Genomic DNA, 19582 nt, shown 5'->3' on the forward strand with positions numbered 1-19582 from the left:
ACGGCCTTGCTGTGTGATACCAAGGCCGTCTGAAAGATGCTCAAAAGGATGGAAACATGACCTTCAAACCCACCTACGACTACATCATCATCGGTGCCGGCAGCGCCGGCAACGTGCTGGCTGCGCGCCTCACGGAAGACGCCAACGTTTCCGTGCTGCTGCTCGAAGCCGGCCTGCCCGACTACCGCTTCGATTTCCGCACCCAAATGCCCGCCGCGCTGGCCATGCCCTTGCAAGGCACCACCTATAATTGGGGCTACAAAACCGAGCCCGAGCCCTTTATGAACAACCGCGTGATGGATTGCGGGCGCGGCAAAGGTTTGGGCGGTTCATCCTTAATCAACGGCATGTGCTATATCCGCGGCAATGCGCTCGATTTCGACCATTGGGCGCAAAAGCCCGGGCTGGCCAACTGGACATATCTCGATTGCCTGCCCTATTTCAAAAAAGCCGAAAACCGCGATGCCGGTGCCAACACCTATCACGGCACAGGCGGCCCGATTGATGTGGCCACCGCCAAGCCCGGCACCAATCCGCTATTTGAAGCCATGATTCAGGCCGGCGTGGATGCCGGCTATCCGCGCACCGACGATCTCAACGGCTATCAGCAAGAAGGCTTCGGCCCGATGGACCGCTTCGTCACCCCCAAAGGCCGCCGCGCCTCCACCGCCCGCGGCTATCTTGATACCGCCAAAGCGCGTGAAGCGCTCACCATCGTCACCGGCGCGCTCACCGATGTGATTTTGTTTGACGGCAAACGCGCGCGCGGCGTGCGCTTTGCCCACCAAAAGCAAATGCACAGCATTGAAGCACGCCAAGAAGTGATTGTGTGCGCCGGCGCCATTGCTTCGCCGCAATTGCTGCAACGAAGCGGCATCGGTCCCGGCGCGTGGCTGGCCGAAGCCGGCGTGAGCGAGATTCTGGATTTGCCGGGCGTGGGCAACAATCTGCAGGATCACCTCGAGCTCTATATGCAATATGAATGCACACAACCCGTGTCTATCGCCCCCGCCACGCAATGGTGGAACAAGCCCGCTATCGGCGCAGAATGGCTCTTTCAAGGCACAGGCTTGGGCGCTACCAACCATTTCGAAGGCGGCGGCTTTATCCGCAGCGATGAAAAATTTGCCTGGCCCAATATCCAATATCACTTTTTGCCCATCGCCGTGCGCTACGACGGCCGCAACGCCAGCAAAGCGCACAGCTTTCAGGCGCACGTAGGCTCGATGCGCTCGAAAAGCCGCGGCCGCATCAAGCTCAAATCGAAAAACCCGGCCGAGCACCCGAGCATTTTGTTCAACTACATGAGCGATGCGCAAGATTGGGAAGAATTCCGCGCCGCCATCCGCATCACCCGCGACATCATGCGCCAACCCGCGCTCGACCCTTATCGCGGCAAAGTCATCACGCCGTCTGAAAGCCTGCAAAGCGATGCCGAGCTAGATGAATATGTACGCAATCACGCCGAAACCGCTTATCACCCTTCCTGCACCTGCGCCATGGGCGAAGGCAGCGATGCCGTGGTGGACGGCCAAGGCCGCGTGCACGGCATCACCGCCCTGCGCGTGGTGGATGCCTCGATTATGCCTGACATCATCACCGGCAACCTCAACGCCACCACCATTATGCTGGCCGAAAAAATCGCCGACCAAATCCGCGGCCGCACGCCCCTGCCCCGCGCCGATGCCGATTATTATGTGGCCGATGGCGCACCGGTACACGGCGAAGCCAAACGGGTTTAGGCATGGACAGACACTGCCAAATCAAGACGCAGCTTCGGTTTTCAGACGGCCTTTGGCTCTATCCGACAAATGTGTTGATATTGATTTGAAAGTTACCCAACCCGAAGTTTTCTAGGCGCCTGCCTGAATCGCCGGATTCAGCTTTCAGACGGCCTGCAAACAAACACAGGCCGTCTGAAAGCCGACACACACCACAACAAGCCACACCACAACAAGAAAGCGAGTATCCATGCACAGCCCGCCCAATCCTGCCGACGCAGCGCCTACGCTCTCGGTCAACAAAACCGTGTTTCTGGCTTCATCGCTGGTTTCCATCTTATTAATTGTGTTCACCATCCTCTTCCCGCAGGCGAGTGAAGCGGTGCTCGGCAATGCCTTGCGCTGGGTGTCAGACCATTTCGGCTGGTATTACATGCTGGTGGTGGCGGCCTACAGCCTGTTTGCGCTTTATGTGGGGCTGTCGCGCTATGGCGACATCAAGCTCGGGCAAGATCACGATAAGCCCGATTTTCCGTTTCTCACTTGGGCGGCGATGCTGTTTTCCGCCGGCATCGGCATTGATTTGCTGTTTTTCGGCGCATCCGAGCCGCTGGCGCATTACCTCACCCCGCCCGATGGCAGCGGCGGCACGCCCGAAGCGGCGCGTGCGGCCATTGCGCAGGCATTTTTGCATTGGGGTTTGCACGGCTGGGGCATTTATGCGCTGATTGGCATGGCGCTGGCTTATTTCGCCTACCGTCAAAACCTGCCGCTGGCTCTGCGATCGGCTTTGGTGCCGGTGTTCGGCAGGCGGCGCACCGATGGCTGGCTCGGCCACAGCGTGGATATTTTCGGCGTGGTGTGCACGCTTTTGGGCATTGCCACGAGCCTCGGCATCGGCGTATTGCAGGCCAATGCGGGCTTGAGCCATGTGTTCGGCATTGAAACCAGCAAGCTTGTGCAAACGGTGATTATCGTGGCGGTGGTGGCGGCAGCGGCTTTATCGGCCATGTCGGGCGTGGAACGCGGCGTGCGCCGTTTGTCGGAAATCAATATGCTGGGCGCCACTTTTTTGCTGATTGCGCTCTTGGTGATGGGGCCGACGGTGTTTTTGCTCAATGCGTTCACGCAAAATGTGGGCGATTATTTCCAAACCCTCATCGGCAAAACTTTTGACGTTTACGCCTATCAGGGCGCGGCCGGTGCCGAATGGAAAGCGGGCTGGACGATTTTCTTCTGGGCCTGGTGGGTGGCGTGGGCGCCGTTTGTGGGGCTTTTTATCGCCCGCATTTCGCGCGGGCGCACCTTGCGCGAATTTGTGCTGGGGGTGATGTTTATCCCGCTGGGCTTTATCTTTGCCTGGTTTTCGATTTTCGGCAACAGCGCCATCGAATTGGTGAGCCACGGCGCAACGGCTTTGGGTGAAACCGCGCTGGCCGACCCGGCGATGGGCATGTTTGCCTTGTTTGAACACTATCCTTTCGCCGCCACTTGGTCGCTGTTTGCCGTGTTGATCGGGTTGATTTTCTTTGTAACTTCGGCCGACTCGGGCGCTTTGGTGCTGGCCAATTTAAGCAGCAAAAACCTCGCCTCGGGTGCGGATGCGCCGATTTGGCTGCGCCTTTTCTGGGCTGCGGCCACGGGGCTGATTACGCTGGGGCTTTTGTTTGCCGGCGGCTTCTCTTCGCTGCAATCGGTGAGCGTGGTGGCTGGGCTGCCCTTTTCGCTGGTGTTGGTGGTGTATATGGTGTCGATGTGGAAAAGCCTGCGCCAAGAGGGCAACAAGCGCAAAGCCAATGCGGTGGATAAAGCGATGGTGTTGGACGACGGGCGCAATTGGCGCAACCGCCTCAACCGCTTGGTGAGCTTTCCCGGTGCCAAAACCGCGCTGCGCTTTATGGTAAAAACCCTGCCACCGGCCATGCTGGAGGTGGCGCACGAGCTGCAAGCCAAAGGCATCGACAGCACGCTCGCGCAAGACAAGCAAAACCACCGCCTGCGCCTGGAAATCCTACACGGCGAAGAAGTGGATTTTGTGTATGAAGTGCGCCTGATTGAAGGCATCAAGCCCGTGTTTGCGCTCGGCCAGGCCGGCAATCTGGCCTCTGCCGGCGAGCAGGAAAAATATTACCGCGCCGAAGTGTTTCTGCAAGACGGCAGCCAGGATTACGATATTGTCGGCTACACCAAAGAGCAGATTATTATCGATATTTTGAGCCAATATGAGCGGCATATGCAGTTTCTGCATTTGGAGCGCTGAGTGACATAACGAAGCCTATTTGTATGTCATCTCGCGGTAATGTAAACAGGCTTCGATATCAATATGCCAAAGGCCGTCTGAAAACTTTCAGACGGCCTTTGCATATTGCCGGCAAGCATCAAAACAAAGCTTCCAGCCGCAACAACACGCCCACATGATGGCTGCGGTTTTCGCGGCGGTCGTTATAATAATTCAGCTCGGTTTGCGCAAACAGCCAATCGCGCCAAAACGGCTGGCGGTAGCCCACAAACGGGCCGTAGCCGTTGATGTCGGCTTTTTTGTTTTCGATAAAGCCGCCGGCATACAGGCCGTAGTTCAACCATTTACCGGGCGCAAAATCGTGCTGGCGGTAGAGGCTGTTGCCCCATTCCCATTCTTCATCATTATCGTGCGTGTATTGCACATGCAGATGGTTGGCCACAAACGGCTCGCCCACCGGCGCGCGTTTCACCTCGAAATTAGTGCGCACATAATGCTTGCTGTCGATGCCGTAGCGGTAAATCTGCTCGAGCCGCGTGTTGTAATCGTTGTCCAGCTGCCAGTTTTTGCCGGCTTTGAAGCGCACATAAATATCATTGCCCGAGCGCACGCCCAAATCCACATCGGTGTCGAGCCCCGTGCGCCGGGTGATGTCGGACCAGCGCAGCGCCAGCGAGCTGTTTTCATCGCGGCTCTGGCGGCGGTCGAAACGTTTGTCTGAGCTGTCGTGCAGGCGGCCGTCGGCGCCCAGATGCGCTTCATCCTGCAATTCGTTGTCAAGCGAATCATCGCCAAACACCACGCTCAAGCGCTCTTCCAGCACCGGCAGCCGCAAGCGCCCGCGAATGCGCGGTTTGAAAGAAACATCATCGTATTTGTTCCAATTGGTGTCCAAAATAATACGCAGATTAGCCGAAGCCGGATCATCGGGATCGGGCTCGCCAAACCAATCGTCCAGCTGATGCGCCAGCCCTTTGATGCCGCGGCGCACGGAAGAATGCTGCTCATCCACCCAAGTGGCTTCTGCGGCCGTTTCGGTTGCGCTGGGTGCTTCGGCCGTTTCCGGCGCATCGGCAGCAAAAGCGGCAGCAGGCGCCAGGCAAAGCAGCAAAGACAAGGGCAGCTGCCGCGCCCTTAGATTTTGATAAGCCATTTGCTTCTCCTTTATATTTTATCTTTTCTATGATTCAGTATAGCCCGATTAACTTATACAAACAAACAAGCCGTCTGAAACTTTTCGTTTCAGACGGCTTGTTTATGCCCATATTTACAGGAAGAAAATAAAGGTGTGCAACACAAAAAGCGGTGCCAAAATGCCGAACGACCAAGCCATATAGCCGAAGAAGCTGGGCATTTTCACCTTGCGCTGCTCGGCAATGGCTTTCACCATAAAGTTGGGCGCGTTACCGATATAGCTGAGCGCACCCATAAACACCGAGCCCATCGAGATGGCCAGCAGCGTATGGAAAAGCGGGCCGGTCATCAAGGCCTGGGCATCGCCGCCGGCCATATTGAAAAACACCAAATAGGTGGGCGCATTATCCAAAAAGGCGGAAAGCAGGCCGGTCATCCAGAAATACATGCTGTTGATGGGCGCGCCGTCGGGCGTGTGCACCAGCGAAATCAGCTCGCGGAAATGGCCGGCCTCGCCCGCTTTCAAAATGGCAATCACCGGCGAAATGGTGATGAAAATGCCCAAAAAGAGCTTGCCCACTTCGAGAATCGGATCCCAGTTGAATTCATTACCCGCGCGCACCTGCGTGGGGGTGATTTTCAGCGAAATCAGCGCCAGCGCCAGCAAAATGCCGTCGCGCACCAAGTTTTGCAGCGCATAATGGCTGCCGAAAATTTCAAATGAAATGCCCGGCTTCCAAATGCCCGACATCAGCACCGCGCTCACCACGCCGCCCAAAAGCAGGAAATTCCATTTGCCGAAAATCTGCAATTTGCTGTCTGCCGTGGGGTCGACCGGCAAAATTTCATCTTCTTTAGAAAAGAAATAGCGGTCGAGAAAATAAAATGCAGTCAGCAAAATCACGCTGCTGATAAACACCGGCGGCAGCATATGCTGCACCGTCCACATAAAATCCACGCCTTTCAAGAAGCCCAGAAACAGCGGCGGATCGCCCAGCGGCGTGAGGCCGCCGCCGATATTGGCCACCAAAAAGATGAAAAACACCACCACGTGCACGCGGTGTTTGCGGTTATCGTTGGCTTTTAAAAGCGGGCGGATCAGCAGCATTGCCGCGCCGGTGGTGCCCATAAAAGAAGCAAGCACCGTGCCGATGGCCAAAATCGTGGTGTTGAGCCTGGGGCTGCCGTGCAGATTACCCCACACCAAAATGCCGCCCGAAATAGTGTAGAGTGCGAGAAGCAGCAAAATAAAAGGAATGTATTCTTCCACCAGCGCGTGGACAACGGTTTCCACACCGGCGCTAAAGCCGTATATCGCCACCAGCGGCACCAAAAAGAGCAGGGTCCAAAAAGCGGTGATGGTGCCGAAATAATGGTGCCACATACGCGGCATCAGCAAAGGGCCGATGGCAATCGACAGCAGCACCATAGCAAAAGGGATACCCCACAGCAAGCTCAGCTCGGCGCCGTCAAAAGCGGCGGCCAGCGCCGGCAGCGGCGCGAGGAGCAAGGGCAGAAGAGCGGATTGAACACGCATTGATTTTCCTTCACGATTGTTATTATAAACACGCTTATGCCGTCTGAAAAAAACCGCAACAGCATCAGCAGACAATGTGTCAAGATGGTGTGTTTGAATACAATTTGAATACAAATAGCACTCAAAAAACCATCTGATTGTAAAGGAAAAGCCACATTGATGCCAGTTTGGCCGGCTTTTTGTGAAACTTTTTTACATTCCCGAGCCGGCGCAATGCCCACAATGCACCCACAAGCAAGATTTTGAACGCAAAAGCGTGCCAATAAGGCACGAATTGCAGCAAGTTAAGCATTTTGCGCGCATTTCCAACGCAATAGACACGTTTTTGATTCACTATTGCCGCGCGATGAATGCAGGCTCAAGCATCGGGCAGCCGCCACATCCACACCGCCACGCTCAAACAAAAAGCCGCCGACACCGCCGCTATCCACCATTGCGCCGGAAAGCGCCACAGCAGCAACAGGCAGGAAAACGTCATCATCGAAAAAGCCAGATATTTGGCCTTCTTCGGCACCGCGCGGCGCGCTTCCCAATTTTGCACCATCGGCCCGAAATAATGATGCGCATGCAGCCAACGGTGAAAGCGCGGCGAGGCTTTGGCCCAGCAGGCCGCCGCCAGCAACACAAACGGCGTGGTGGGCAGCACCGGCAGAAAAATGCCGATCACGCCCAGCGCCAATGCCACAGCACCGGCCAGCCACAGCAGCGGCCGCATAATCATTGCGGCTTATCCGCTTCACCGCCCTGCCGCATCGGGCAGCGCGGAATCTCCAGTGCATCCCAGCCGGCCTGCCCCATTTTTTCCAAGCGCGCAATATTGCGCTCGAAAATCGCCGCCGCATCGGGAAACGCTTCACTCGCCCGCGCGATGCTCTCTTCCCGAATCAGATGCAGAGTGGGATAAGGCGAGCGGTTGGTGTAGTTGCCGATATCGTCGGCTTCGGTGCCTTCAAACTGAAAATCAGGGTGAAACGGCGCAATCTGCACCACGCCTTCCAAATCATTATCGGCTATCGCCGCATCAGCCACATCCAACACATCGTTAAACAGCAGAAAATCGCCAAACAAAGCCGGATGCACCAATAAAGTGGTTTCCAACTCATCGGCCGGCGTGCTGCCCAATAATTGCAGCTCGCGATCCAAATCTTCCAAAAAGCCGTCTAAATGGCGGGCATGGCTTACGCTGATGCGCACCAGCCCTTTGGTATACGGCGCTTTGGCAAACGGGCACAGATTCAGCCCAATCACGGCTTTTTCCAGCCAGCGGCGGGTGTGTTCGATAATGGTTTGGTCGTCGGGCGCGGTCATGATGTTTACTCAGTTAAAAATTGTTCTCAATTATAAGCGCACAGCGGCGCACTTGCCTATCTGCACGAGGCCGTCTGAAAAGAAATTCAAACGAACCATAATCAAGTAATACCAATTCGAAAAAATAATCTTACAAAATAAAAGCAATTCGGCAGCATCATCCGCGTAGGTCGGATTCTTGAATCCGACGTTTGGCCACCGGCCAAAGCAATGTGCGCGCCTTGTTCTGCAAACAAGTGTCGGATTCGAGAATCCGACCTACAGGCTACCTGTTTGTATATTATTTTTTTGAATGGGTATAACAAAAAAGCGCTCTTAAAAACTTTTCAGACGGCCTTGCGCTTCAAATTCAAAACCAGGCCGTCTGAAACAAAAAAGCAGGCCGTCGGCCTGCCTGCAAACATATTATGATGATGCCGCGCATCAATCAAAATGCTGCAAATGCCCCAGCGGCAAAGCCGTGGTGTTTTTAATTTCTTTGAGCACAAAGCTCGATTTGGCGTCTTGCACGCCCGGGTGCGAGAGCAAGGTATCGAGCACAAAATGCGAAAACGCATTCATATCGGTGAAAAATGTGTGCAGCAGATAATCGGTTTCGCCCGTGAGCGCAAAGCAGCTCAACACCTCGGGCCAGGTTTGCACCGCATCCGAGAAATGATCGCGCGCCTCGCTGGCCTTATTGATCGACACGCGGATAAAAGCCTGCAAGCCCAGCTGCACCGCCACCGGCGAGAGCAGCGCCGCATATTGGCGGATAATGCCCGCGTCTTCCAATTGCTTCAAACGGCGCAAACAGGGCGACGGCGATAAAGCCACGCGCTCCGACAGCTCCACATTGGTGAGGCGACCGTTTTCCTGCAACACCTGCAAAATTTTCAAATCGGTTTTATCGAGTGTGATTTGTGCCATGGCTATTTCCCTTTAGTTTTTCTCATCGTTCGTATTCAAAGAGGCTCTGAATAACTCATCATGACGGCTTTTACCGCCCTTTTATTCCGGCAAAATCCATACACCAGCGTTTTTCAGAGCCTCTTTAAGCTATCCAAAATGGAAGCTTAATATATTCTAATTCAAATTAACGCACAATAGTTTAAAAAAATTAATTTTTTAAAATAAAGTAGGGAAAATTATTTTATTAAAGGGCTGCATATTGTTGCAAATGCTCGAAAAGCCCCAATCGCTGCCACAAGCGCCGTTTTTTACGTTAAGGCCACGTAAAGAGGGGCTTGCCCGAAAGCCCGATTGCCGCCATAATCCGCCTGTGCAGGAGAGATTACAGCCAGTAACACCGAAGGCGCATACACCCTTAAATCGCTCAGGTAAACGGACTGCACACATCAACACAACATCTGGAGAGCGGCGCGGCTGCGCCCACCGAAGGGGAAAAGGCCGTCTGAAAAGGCAGCCGAAAATCTCAGGTCACAGGACAGATAGGGGCGCGTGCCAAGCACGCTGCCATGCCTATTCTGATTACCGCGGAGCGCCGAGAAATGAACAACCCCCAAACCACCCCTTTTTATCAAGCCCATCAAAATGCCGGCGGCAAGCTGGTGGATTTCGCCGGCTGGATGCTGCCGGTCAACTACGGCTCGCAAATCGCCGAACACGAAGCCGTGCGCACCGATGCCGGCATGTTTGACGTGTCCCATATGTTGGTTTCCGACATCACCGGCGCTCAGGCCAAAGCCTGGCTGCAAAAGCTGCTTGCCAACGATGTGGCCAAACTCTCTTTTGTCGGCAAAGCCCTCTATTCCGCCATGCTCAACGACAACGGCGGCGTGATGGACGACTTGATTGTGTATCGCGCCAACGAAGCCGAAACCGCCTACCGCATTGTGTCCAACGCCGCCACCCGCGCCAAAGATTTGGCGCAATTTGCCGAAGTGGGCAAAGCTTTCGGCATCGAAATCACCCCGCGCTACGATTTGGCCATGCTGGCCGTGCAAGGCCCCAAAGCCATTGAAAAACTGCTCAGCGTCAAACCCGAATGGGCCGACACCGTCAACAAGCTCAAACCCTTTCAGGGCGCCGATTTGGGCGACAACTGGTTTGTTGCCCGCACCGGCTACACCGGTGAAGACGGCGTGGAAGTGATTCTGCCTGCCACCGAAGCCTGTGCCTTTTTCCAAGCCCTGCAAGCGGCCGGCGTGCAGCCTTGCGGCTTGGGCGCGCGCGACACCTTGCGCATGGAAGCCGGCATGAACCTCTACGGCAACGATATGAATGATGAAACCAGCCCCTTGCAAGCCGGTATGGGCTGGACGGTAGACTTAAAAGACGAAGCCCGCGATTTCGTCGGCAAAGCCGCGCTGGTGGCGTTGAAAGAACAAGGCGTAGACGTAAAACAAGTCGGCCTGCTGCTGGAAAAAGGCGGTATCTTGCGCGACGGCATGGAAGTGATTACCGAAACGGGCAACGGCATCACCACCAGCGGCGTGTTTTCACCCAGCCTGAAACAATCCATCGCCATCGCCCGCGTGCCCAAAACCTTTGAAGGCGACGCGGCTAAAGTGTTGCTGCGCGGCAAAGAAGTGGACGTGCGCGTGTTGAAGCTGCCGTTTGTGCGCAATGGGCAGAAGCAGTTTGATTGAGGCCGTCTGAAAGTTGTGCGTAGGTCGGATACTCGTATCCGACATTTAGCCGAAGGCTGAAAATAAAACTGGTTCTGCGAACAAGCGTCGGATTCGAGAGCCCGACCTATGGCGGCTTTTGCACCATGTGTAGGGTGTGTGGCGCAAGCCACGCACGCGGTTGCAGAGAATCGAACAACGCGTGCGTGCCATAGGTGCACACCCTACTCACGCATGCTGCGCTTGCTACGGTGGTAACACAAGCCAATGTCTGTCTGAAAAGACACACCCTTTCAGACAGGCATCATTAACCGATAAAGCCGTTTTCATTCCTTTCAGACGGCCTTATCTTTAAAACCCCCTTTAAATCCAAACATGGAGAACACATCATGAGCAATATCCCTGCCGAACTGAAATACGTATCCAGCCACGAATGGTTGCGCGCCGAAGCCGACGGCACCATCACCGTGGGCATCACCGAGCACGCGCAAGAATTGTTGGGCGACATCGTGTTTGTCGAGCTGCCTGCCGTGGGCGCGGTGCTGGCTGCCGACGAGCAAGCGGGTGTGGTGGAATCGGTAAAAGCCGCATCCGATGTGTATGCGCCGATTGCCGGTGAAATTGTGGCCGTGAACCAAGATTTGGTGGATGCGCCGGAAACGGCCAACAGCGAGCCTTACGGCGCGGGCTGGTTTTTCCGCATCAAACCGGCCGATGCCGCTGCTTTAGACGGTTTGCTGACTGCCGAGCAATACGCTGCCGAAATCGGCTGATGATTGAGAAGGCCGTCTGAAAGCAGTTTTGCGTTCAGACGGCCTTTTTTATCATACAAAGGCGCGCCCAAAGGCCGTCTGAAAGCAGCGTATGCATTCAAACGGCCTTTTCACAACACCCAAAAAATCTATGAAAACCATCGGCATTATCGGCGGCATGAGCCCCGAAAGCACGGTTGTGTATTACCAAACCATCAACCGTGAAATCAACCGGCGCCTGGGCGGCAACCGCAGCGCCGATATTGTGTTGCACAGCGTGGATTTCGAGCAGATTGTGGCGCTGCAAAAAACCGGCGATTGGGCGGCAGCGGCCGCCTGCCTGAGCGAGAGCGCGCAAAAGCTCGAGCGCATCGGCGCCGATGTGTTGCTGCTGGCCACCAACACCATGCACAAAGTGGCCGATGAAATTCAGGCCGCCGTGCAAGTGCCGCTGCTGCATTTGGTTGATGCCACCGCCGAAGCCGTGAAAGCGCAAGGCTTGGCCACGGTGGGCTTGCTCGGCACGCAATTCACCATGAGCGACGGCTTCTACAGCCGCCGTATGCAGCGGCAAGGCGTGCGCACTTTGGTGCCGTCTGAAACACAGCGGGCGGAAATCCACCGCGTGATTTTTAATGAATTGTGCCTCGGCCGCTTTGAAACCGAGGCCAAGGCTTATTATTTGGATGTGATTGAAGATTTGCGCACGCAAGGTGCCGAGGGCGTGATTTTGGGCTGCACCGAAATCGGCCTGCTGCTCAAACCCGAAGACTGCGCCCTGCCCTTGTTTGACAGCGCTGAAATCCACGCACATTCGGCGGTGGATTTTGTTTTGCAATGCTGAACAAGGCCGTCTGAAAGAAAAACATGACTTATTGCGAATTTGCCAATCAGCTGCCGGACAACACCGACAACCCCAACAAGCATTACCACGATCACGCCTACGGCTTTCCGATTGAAGACGACAACGAATTATTCGAGCGGCTGGTGCTGGAAATCAACCAAGCGGGCTTGAGCTGGACTTTGATGCTGAAAAAGCAAAAAGCCTTTCAAGCAGCCTATTCGGGCTTCGATATCGCCAAAGTAGCGGCCTACACCGAAGCCGACCGCGAGCGCCTGCTGGCCGATGCCAGTATTGTGCGCAATAAATTAAAGGTCAACGCCGCCATTCACAACGCGCAGCAGATTTTGGCGCTGCAAGCCGAACACGGCTCGTTCAAGCAATGGCTCGATGGGCACCACCCGCGCAGCAAAGAAGAATGGGTGAAGCTCTTTAAAAAGCAGTTTAAATTTGTCGGCGGCGAGATTGTGAATGAATTTTTAATGAGCACAGGCTACCTGAGCGGCGCACACAGCGAAGATTGCCCGATATATGCCGAGGTGTTGAAGCGGCAGCCGCAATGGGCAAAAGATAGTGAAATCAAAGAAAAACGGATACAAAAATAAGAAATCTCAAAGCGTGTGTAGGGTGTGTGGCGCAGCCACGCACGCGGGTTAAACAGCTTCGGCGCAGGTGGCCGCCACATATTCTGCGCCGGTTTGCAAAAGCATTTCATTTATTTCATTATCGTGAAATATGGAAATGGCCGAAGTTGATGTCTATGCAAGCCGCAGGCAATGACAATAACACAACCAGGCAAAACAGCCTTTCAGGTTATTTTTTAAACAGGGATAACACAAGCCTTCAGGCCGTCTGAAAGCCGACTGCATAGAAAACACAATATGACCAAAGAATGGAATCCCGATCTTTACCGCCGCTTTGAAGCCGAGCGCACGCGCCCGGCGGCCGAATTATTGGCACGAATCCCGCCCAAAGCGTTTACCCGCGTGGTGGATTTAGGCTGCGGCCCGGGCAACAGCACCGCTCTTTTACGCCAAGCCTATCCCAACGCCGCGCTCACAGGTGTGGACACTTCCGCCGCCATGCTCGAGCAAGCCGCCGCGCGCGTGCCCTCTGCGCAATTTATTCAGGCCGATTTTACCGATTGGCAAAGCGATGCGCCGCCGGATTTGCTGTTTGCCAATGCCGCCTTGCAATGGGCGGGCAATCATGCCGATTTGCTGCCGCGCTTGGTGGAGCAGCTTGCCGAGGGCGGCGTGTTGGCGGTGCAGATGCCCGACAACCTCGAGCAGCTCTCGCATTTGCTGATGGCCGAAACCGCGCGCCTGCCGCAATGGCAGCCGCAAATGCAGGCCATGAAAAACCGCAGGCCGCTGGCCGAGGCGGAAGAATATTACGATATTCTAACCGCCGCTTCGTGCTCGGTGGATATTTGGCGCACCACTTATTACCACATCATGCCCGACGCCGAAGCGATAGTGCACTGGTTTCGCGCCACCGGTCTGCGCCCGTTTTTAAACCGGCTCACAGAAGCCGAACAAGCAGCTTTTTGCGCGGATTATCTGGAAAAGCTGCGCGCGGCCTATCCGCAGCAGGCTGATGGCAATGTGTTGCTGGCTTTTCCGCGGCTGTTTTTTGTGGCGGAAAAAAGTAAACAGCGGCATGTTTTGCTGAAAAACGCGTGATTTTTCATCAGCTGTTTCTGCCGGAATAAGCGCATACCCGCGTTTTTAAATGCAACAAACATGCACCCATACAATAAAGGCCGTCTGAAAGCCGACCGAAAACCATGATTAAGCTATGAACGCCGCCCACAACCCCGACCGCCCTCAACCGCTGCTGCTGCTCGCCATCGCGCTCATCGGCGTGTTTGCTTTTTTGCAGGTGTATTCCGTGCAGGCTGTTTTGCCGATTTTGATGCACGATTTACAGGCCAGCGAAGTGCAGGTGGGGCTGGCGGTGGGCGCCACGGTGATGGGCGTGGCGCTGATGTCGCCTTTTATGGGCATGCTCTCCGATGCGCTCGGGCGCAAGGTGTTTATTGTGGGCTCGCTGCTGTTTCTCGGCATACCCACCGCCCTGCTGGCCGGCGCGCAATCAATTGAAGCGATGATGTTTTACCGCTTTTTGCAGGGGCTGGCGGTGCCGGGGATTACGGTGGTGCTGATTGCCTATATCGGCGAAGAATTCAGTGGGCGCATGATGGCGCGGCTGATGTCGCTTTATGTGTCGGGCACGGTGCTGGGCGGCTTTTTGGGGCGCTTTTTGCTCGGCCATTTAAGCGAAATCATGGGCTGGCGCGGCGCGTTTTATGTGATGGCGGCCTTGAGCCTGGCCAGCGCGTTTTTCGTGTGGAAGCAGCTGCCCGCTTCGAGAAATTTTGTGGCCAAGCCCAAAATCCAAACTGCTTTGCAAACCTTGAGCGCGCATCTGCACAACCGCTATGTGCTCACCGCCGGCGCGCTGGGCGCTTGTGTGCTGTTTTCGCTGGTGGGCTGCTTTACCTATATCAACCTTTATTTGGCCGACGAGCCTTATGCCTTGAACAGCGCCCAGCTTGCCAACCTGTTTGCCGTGTATCTTATCGGCATGGTGATTACGCCTTTATCGGCCAGGCTCATCACCCGCTTCGGCGGCGCGCGCACGGTGATGATGGCATTGGCTTTATCGATGGCGGGCGTGTTGGCCACTTTATCGCCGCCCATGTGGGGCATTGTGGCCGCGCTCACACTGATGTCGTCGGGCGTGTTTATCACGCAGGCGGCCACCATCAGCTATATCGCCGTGAATGTGAAAGAAGGCCGCTCGCTCGCCTCGGGCCTCTATTACATGGCTTACTACACCGGCGGCACCATCGGCGCCTGGCTGTGCGGGCTGGCTTATAAAAGCGGCGGCTGGCACGGCGTGGTGGCCGCTTTGCTGGCGGTGCAGCTTTTGGCCTTGCTGATTGCCGCCAAAGGCATGGTGAAAACAAAAATAGCAAAGGCCGTCTGAAAAGCGGGAATCACAATCATCATGAACACACTTTCCATCACCCGCCGCCGCTTTGTGCAGATAAGCGCCCTTTTGGCCGCCGCTTTAACCGCTTGCGGCAAAACCGCGCCGCATGCCGCTCTGCCCACCGGCAGCACCATATTGGCGCTGGGCGATTCGCTCACCGCCGGCTACGGCGCCGATGCCGAAGCCGCCTACCCTGCCGTGCTCGCCGGCCTCACCGGTTGGCAAATTATCAACGGCGGCGTGTCGGGCAACACCAGCGCTCAGGCGCTGGCCAGATTGCCCGCGCTGATGCGCCGGCAGCCGCAATTGGTGCTGGTGAGCATAGGCGGCAACGATTTTCTGCGCAAAGTGCCCGAAGCCGACACCCGCAGCAACATCCGCCAAATCGTGCAGCAAATCAAAGCCGCAGGCATGCCGGCGGTGCTGGTGGCCGTGCCCTATTTCACCACCGGCGCCCTCTTCGGCCGCCTGAGCGAACACCCTATGTATGAGGAATTGGCCGCCGAATTAAACGTGCCGCTTCTCAAAGGCGCATGGGCGGAAGTGCTGGGCGACAAAAAATTGAAATCCGACCAGATTCACGCCAACGCGCAAGGCTACCGCGTGTTTGCCGAAAAAATGTGGGCTTTTTTAAAGCAGCAGGGTTTTGCGCGATAACGCACACATGCCGTCTGAAACCTTTCAGACGGCCTCAACAACAGCTATATCGCGCGCACCACAACAAAGGAATACAAAGGAATATCCATGCAACGCATATTATGCTTTCTGGCCGCAGCACTTGCCGCCGGCACTTTGCAGGCCGCACCACTGAACGAAGCAACCCGCGCCCATTATGCCGATATAAGCGAGCAGATGCAGGCGTATCTGCCTTTGCCGGTTAACGGTTTTATCACCGTAACCAAAGCGGCGCTTGAAAAAGATCAATGGCATGTAGATTACCGTCTGCCGCAAGCAGAAGCACTGATGCAAACCTTAACACCGGGAAAGCCCAGTAGCCGCGTGCAAGCCGAGCAGATGATGAGCGGCATTCTCCAAAGCATGAAGGCCGGCACGCTTCAGGAATATTATTTGGAAACCTGCCAATCGCCGCCGCCTTTGCAGCCGATTGCCATAAATTACCGCGTGCTCGACAGCAAGAGCAAGCTGTTGGCAAAATGGCAGGTCCACCCGCGCGAATGCCGAAGCGAAGCAGCCAAAAAAGCGCAGGCACGCGGCACGATGGCGTTTGAAAGCAGCATGATTGCGGATAATGTGCGCTTAGACGAGGGCGGCGTGAAAAACGGCCATATGTTTGCACGCTATACCCTTACCGATCAGGATTTCAGCCAAATCCACCCGGATGCACTGCTCTATCTGCACAGCCAAATGAAGCAGCTTTTGCTGCCGATGGCTTGCAGCCCGCAAGGCGGCCTGATGCCGGGCATACTATCGGCTCAGTTTGCCATGCAGGACAAACACGGCAGAGCATTGCCGCCGGTGGACATATCGGCGGTGGATTGCGCCCCGACAATGGCAACACAGAAATAAACGCCGTCTGAAACCTTTCAGACGGCCTCAACCACCCAATCAAGCAACAACGCAACATTTAACAAAACCAGAGGAAAAACCATGAACTTCAACGATTTATTCAACCCCGCCGAATTTAGCGCACGCCACATCAGCTTTGCCGACCAGCCTGCTTTGCTGGCCGCTTTGGGCGAGCAGGATATGCCGGCTTTTATTGATGGCACGGTGCCGCAGAGCATCCGTATGCCGTCTGAACTCGATTTGCCCGATGCGCTTTCCGAAGCCGATGCGCTGGCGAAATTAAAAGGCATGGCGGCGAAAAACCGAATCAACAAAAGCTATATCGGCCTGGGCTATTACCCCACGCGCCTGCCTTATGTGATTCAGCGCAATGTGTTGGAAAACCCGGGCTGGTACACGGCCTACACGCCTTATCAAGCCGAAATCGCGCAAGGGCGGCTGGAAGCGCTGCTGAATTTCCAGCAAATGTGCATTGATTTGAGCGGCCACGAAATGGCGGGCGCTTCGTTGCTGGATGAAGCCACCGCCGCCGCCGAAGCCATGGCCATGGCTCGGCGCGTGAGCAAATCGAAATCAAACCAATATTTTGTGGATGAGCGCGTGTATCCGCAAACGCTGGATGTGATGCGCACCCGTGCCGAATATTTCGGTTTTGAACTGGTGGTGGGCGATTTTCAAGCAGCCGCTGAGGGCGATTATTTCGGCGCCTTGTTCCAATATGTGGGCAAAAACGGCGATGTGGCCGATTTGAGCGAAGTGATTGCCGCCGTGAAAGCCAAAGGCGCGCAAGTGGCGGTGGCGGCCGATGTGATGAGCCTGGTGTTGCTGAAATCACCCGCCGAAATGGGCGCAGATGTGGCCTTGGGCAACACTCAGCGCTTCGGCGTGCCGATGGGCTTCGGCGGCCCGCACGCGGCTTATTTCACCTTTAAAGATGCCGACAAACGCTCTGCGCCCGGCCGCATTATCGGTGTGTCAATTGATGCTTCGGGCAAACCGGCGCTGCGTATGGCGCTGCAAACGCGCGAGCAGCATATCCGCCGCGAAAAAGCCAATTCCAATATCTGCACCTCGCAAGTGCTGCTGGCCAATTTGGCGGGCATGTATGCGGTGTATCACGGCCCCGAAGGTGTGAAACGCATTGCCACGCGCATTCACGCGCTGGCGAGCGCTTTTGCCGCTGCGGTTTCGGTTTCAGACGGCCTCGAAGTGGTGCACCCGGCCTTTTTCGACACCGTGCTGGTGGAATGCGGCAATAAGGCCGGCGACATTTACCAACGCGCGCTCGATGCCGGCTTCAACCTGCGCCGCGTGGGGGAAACTCAGTTGGCCATCGCTTTCCACGAAGAATCGAGCGCCGAAGATTCTGCCGCACTCACCGCTGTGTTCACCGGCAAAGCTGCTGCATTGCCGCAGGAAATCTCGTTTGCCTTGCCACAAAATCTGCTGCGCCAAGACAAAATCCTGCAACACCCTGTGTTTAACCGCTACCACACCGAGCACGAAATGCTGCGCTACCTGAAAAAGCTGGAAGAGCGCGATTTGGCGATGAACCGCAGCATGATTTCGCTCGGCTCGTGCACCATGAAGCTCAACGCCACCGCCGAAATGCTGCCGATTACCTGGCCCGAATTCAGCCAAATCCACCCCTTTGCCCCGCGCAATCAGGCGGCGGGCTATCTGGAAATGCTGGAAAGCCTGCAAAACCAGCTCAAAGCCATCACCGGCTTTGATGCGATTGCCATCCAGCCCAACTCCGGCGCACAAGGCGAATACACGGGCTTGCTGGCCATCCGCCGCTTTCACGCCGCCAACGGCCAAAGCAGCCGCAACGTGTGCCTGATTCCGCGCTCGGCGCACGGCACCAACCCCGCCACCGCGCAAATGCTGGGCATGAAAGTGGTGGCGGTGGCCACCGATGAAGCCGGCAATGTGGATATTGCCGATTTAGAAGCCAAAGCTGCTGAATTTAAAGACACTTTGGGCGCACTGATGATTACCTATCCTTCCACGCACGGCGTGTATGAAGAAGGCATACGCGACATCTGCCGCATCATTCATGAAAACGGCGGCCAAGTGTATATGGACGGTGCCAATATGAATGCACAAGTGGGCATTATGCAGCCAGCCGAAGTGGGCGCAGACGTGTTGCACATGAATCTGCACAAAACCTTCTGCATTCCGCACGGCGGCGGCGGCCCCGGCATGGGCCCGATTGGTTTGAAAGCGCACCTCGCCCCGTTTGCCCCCAGCCATGCCGTGGCACCGGTGGAAGGCGCAGTAGCGGGCATGGGCGCCGTGTCTGCCGCGCCTTACGGCAGCGCCGGCATTTTGCCGATTACCTGGATGTACATCACCATGATGGGCAAACAAGGCATGCGAGAGGCCACCGAAGCCGCGCTTTTGAACGCCAACTATGTCGCCCAAGCGCTGAGCGAAGATTATCCCGTACTCTACACCGGCAAAAACGGCCGCGTGGCGCACGAGTGCATCATCGACTTGCGACCCTTAAAAGCCGAGAGCGGCATCACCGAAGTGGACATCGCCAAACGCTTGATGGACTACGGCTTCCACGCGCCCACCATGAGCTTCCCCGTGGCAGGCACCTTGATGATCGAGCCCACCGAGAGCGAAAGCCGCGCCGAGCTCGACCGCTTTATCGCCGCCATGAAGCAAATCAAACAAGAAGCGCTGAAAGTGCAGCGCGGCGAATGGCCGGCAGACAACAACCCGCTGGTCAACGCCCCGCACGCCGCGTTTAACGTGGCCGGCGAATGGGCACACCCCTACAGCCGCGAAGAAGCCGTGTTCCCGCTGCCCTATGTGCGCGACAACAAATTCTGGCCGAGCGTAAACCGCGTGGACGATGTGTATGGCGACCGCAACTTAGTGTGTTCCTGCCCGAGCATTGATCATTACGAAAATTGATTGAATATCGGTGATGCATTATCAA

16 protein-coding genes and 1 riboswitch are annotated in these 19582 nt (G+C 55.9%); of the genes, 11 read left to right on the forward strand and 5 right to left on the reverse strand.

The window, feature by feature from the left end:
• Window positions 1–56 precede the first annotated feature (56 nt).
• Both betA and betT read left to right on the forward strand, forming a co-directional pair.
• A complete protein-coding gene (gene betA / locus EV680_RS05820; RefSeq protein ID WP_132953801.1) occupies window positions 57–1742 on the forward strand; it encodes a choline dehydrogenase in 1686 nt (561 codons plus the stop codon).
• A 229-nt stretch (window positions 1743–1971) separates the two neighbouring features.
• Entirely contained in the window at window positions 1972–3981 is a 2010-nt protein-coding gene (gene betT / locus EV680_RS05825; protein ID WP_132953802.1) for a choline BCCT transporter BetT, read from the forward strand.
• A 118-nt stretch (window positions 3982–4099) separates the two neighbouring features.
• Here the strand turns inward: betT and EV680_RS05830 are convergent, their stop codons facing one another.
• The 5 genes from EV680_RS05830 to EV680_RS05850 all read right to left on the reverse strand — a co-directional run bounded on the left by EV680_RS05830 (window position 4100) and on the right by EV680_RS05850 (window position 8848).
• Complete coding sequence (locus tag EV680_RS05830) at window positions 4100–5113, reverse strand: hypothetical protein (protein WP_207894298.1); 1014 nt, start codon at window positions 5111–5113, stop codon at window positions 4100–4102.
• 114 nt (window positions 5114–5227) lie between these two features.
• Window positions 5228–6631, reverse strand: coding sequence for a sodium:proton antiporter (locus tag EV680_RS05835; RefSeq protein WP_132953803.1), 1404 nt, complete (start codon window positions 6629–6631; stop codon window positions 5228–5230).
• 358 nt (window positions 6632–6989) lie between these two features.
• Window positions 6990–7349, reverse strand: coding sequence for a YbaN family protein (locus EV680_RS05840; protein WP_207894299.1), 360 nt, complete (start codon window positions 7347–7349; stop codon window positions 6990–6992).
• Window positions 7349–7939 (reverse strand): DUF1415 domain-containing protein, encoded by a 591-nt coding sequence (locus EV680_RS05845; RefSeq protein ID WP_132953805.1) that lies wholly within the window; start codon window positions 7937–7939, stop codon window positions 7349–7351. The genes EV680_RS05840 and EV680_RS05845 overlap by 1 nt, the downstream gene beginning before the upstream one ends.
• Before the next feature lie 423 nt (window positions 7940–8362).
• Window positions 8363–8848 (reverse strand): Lrp/AsnC family transcriptional regulator, encoded by a 486-nt coding sequence (locus tag EV680_RS05850; RefSeq protein ID WP_132953806.1) that lies wholly within the window; start codon window positions 8846–8848, stop codon window positions 8363–8365.
• 345 nt (window positions 8849–9193) lie between these two features.
• Window positions 9194–9280, forward strand: a riboswitch (glycine riboswitch).
• A gap of 149 nt (window positions 9281–9429) precedes the next feature.
• Between EV680_RS05850 and gcvT the strand changes: the two genes are divergently transcribed.
• The 9 genes from gcvT to gcvP all read left to right on the forward strand — a co-directional run bounded on the left by gcvT (window position 9430) and on the right by gcvP (window position 19557).
• Window positions 9430–10530 (forward strand): glycine cleavage system aminomethyltransferase GcvT, encoded by a 1101-nt coding sequence (gcvT, locus tag EV680_RS05855; protein WP_132953807.1) that lies wholly within the window; start codon window positions 9430–9432, stop codon window positions 10528–10530.
• A gap of 365 nt (window positions 10531–10895) precedes the next feature.
• Window positions 10896–11282 carry a glycine cleavage system protein GcvH gene (gene gcvH, locus EV680_RS05860; RefSeq protein ID WP_207894300.1) on the forward strand — a complete coding sequence of 129 codons (387 nt, stop codon included), beginning with the start codon at window positions 10896–10898 and terminating at the stop codon, window positions 11280–11282.
• 130 nt (window positions 11283–11412) lie between these two features.
• Entirely contained in the window at window positions 11413–12105 is a 693-nt protein-coding gene (locus tag EV680_RS05865) for an aspartate/glutamate racemase family protein (protein ID WP_132953809.1), read from the forward strand.
• A gap of 23 nt (window positions 12106–12128) precedes the next feature.
• A complete protein-coding gene (locus EV680_RS05870; protein WP_132953810.1) occupies window positions 12129–12707 on the forward strand; it encodes a DNA-3-methyladenine glycosylase I in 579 nt (192 codons plus the stop codon).
• Between the two features lie 276 nt (window positions 12708–12983).
• Window positions 12984–13787 (forward strand): trans-aconitate 2-methyltransferase, encoded by an 804-nt coding sequence (gene tam, locus EV680_RS05875; protein ID WP_132953811.1) that lies wholly within the window; start codon window positions 12984–12986, stop codon window positions 13785–13787.
• 115 nt (window positions 13788–13902) lie between these two features.
• Window positions 13903–15096, forward strand: coding sequence for an MFS transporter (locus EV680_RS05880; protein ID WP_132953812.1), 1194 nt, complete (start codon window positions 13903–13905; stop codon window positions 15094–15096).
• A gap of 21 nt (window positions 15097–15117) precedes the next feature.
• Entirely contained in the window at window positions 15118–15759 is a 642-nt protein-coding gene (locus EV680_RS05885) for an arylesterase (RefSeq protein WP_132953813.1), read from the forward strand.
• 87 nt (window positions 15760–15846) lie between these two features.
• Window positions 15847–16629: a hypothetical protein gene (locus tag EV680_RS05890; RefSeq protein WP_132953814.1), complete on the forward strand. Its 783-nt coding sequence runs from the start codon at window positions 15847–15849 to the stop codon at window positions 16627–16629.
• Between the two features lie 81 nt (window positions 16630–16710).
• Window positions 16711–19557: an aminomethyl-transferring glycine dehydrogenase gene (gene gcvP, locus EV680_RS05895; protein ID WP_132953815.1), complete on the forward strand. Its 2847-nt coding sequence runs from the start codon at window positions 16711–16713 to the stop codon at window positions 19555–19557.
• The last annotated feature ends 25 nt before the right edge of the window (window positions 19558–19582 follow it).

It is taken from the genome of Uruburuella suis, from assembly GCF_004341385.1.
GTDB classification, from domain to species: Bacteria; Pseudomonadota; Gammaproteobacteria; order Burkholderiales; family Neisseriaceae; genus Neisseria; species Neisseria suis.

Excerpts from the sequence above, each read along its gene's own strand:
- betA (WP_132953801.1), top strand. The coding sequence starts at position 57 with ATGACCTTCAAACCCACCTACGACTACATCATCATCGGTGCCGGCAGC.
- betT (WP_132953802.1), top strand. The coding sequence starts at position 1,972 with ATGCACAGCCCGCCCAATCCTGCCGACGCAGCGCCTACGCTCTCGGTC.
- EV680_RS05830 (WP_207894298.1), bottom strand. The coding sequence starts at position 5,113 with ATGGCTTATCAAAATCTAAGGGCGCGGCAGCTGCCCTTGTCTTTGCTG.
- EV680_RS05835 (WP_132953803.1), bottom strand. The coding sequence starts at position 6,631 with ATGCGTGTTCAATCCGCTCTTCTGCCCTTGCTCCTCGCGCCGCTGCCG.
- EV680_RS05845 (WP_132953805.1), bottom strand. The coding sequence starts at position 7,939 with ATGACCGCGCCCGACGACCAAACCATTATCGAACACACCCGCCGCTGG.
- EV680_RS05850 (WP_132953806.1), bottom strand. The coding sequence starts at position 8,848 with ATGGCACAAATCACACTCGATAAAACCGATTTGAAAATTTTGCAGGTG.
- gcvT (WP_132953807.1), top strand. The coding sequence starts at position 9,430 with ATGAACAACCCCCAAACCACCCCTTTTTATCAAGCCCATCAAAATGCC.
- EV680_RS05865 (WP_132953809.1), top strand. The coding sequence starts at position 11,413 with ATGAAAACCATCGGCATTATCGGCGGCATGAGCCCCGAAAGCACGGTT.
- EV680_RS05870 (WP_132953810.1), top strand. The coding sequence starts at position 12,129 with ATGACTTATTGCGAATTTGCCAATCAGCTGCCGGACAACACCGACAAC.
- tam (WP_132953811.1), top strand. The coding sequence starts at position 12,984 with ATGACCAAAGAATGGAATCCCGATCTTTACCGCCGCTTTGAAGCCGAG.
- EV680_RS05880 (WP_132953812.1), top strand. The coding sequence starts at position 13,903 with ATGAACGCCGCCCACAACCCCGACCGCCCTCAACCGCTGCTGCTGCTC.
- EV680_RS05885 (WP_132953813.1), top strand. The coding sequence starts at position 15,118 with ATGAACACACTTTCCATCACCCGCCGCCGCTTTGTGCAGATAAGCGCC.
- EV680_RS05890 (WP_132953814.1), top strand. The coding sequence starts at position 15,847 with ATGCAACGCATATTATGCTTTCTGGCCGCAGCACTTGCCGCCGGCACT.
- gcvP (WP_132953815.1), top strand. The coding sequence starts at position 16,711 with ATGAACTTCAACGATTTATTCAACCCCGCCGAATTTAGCGCACGCCAC.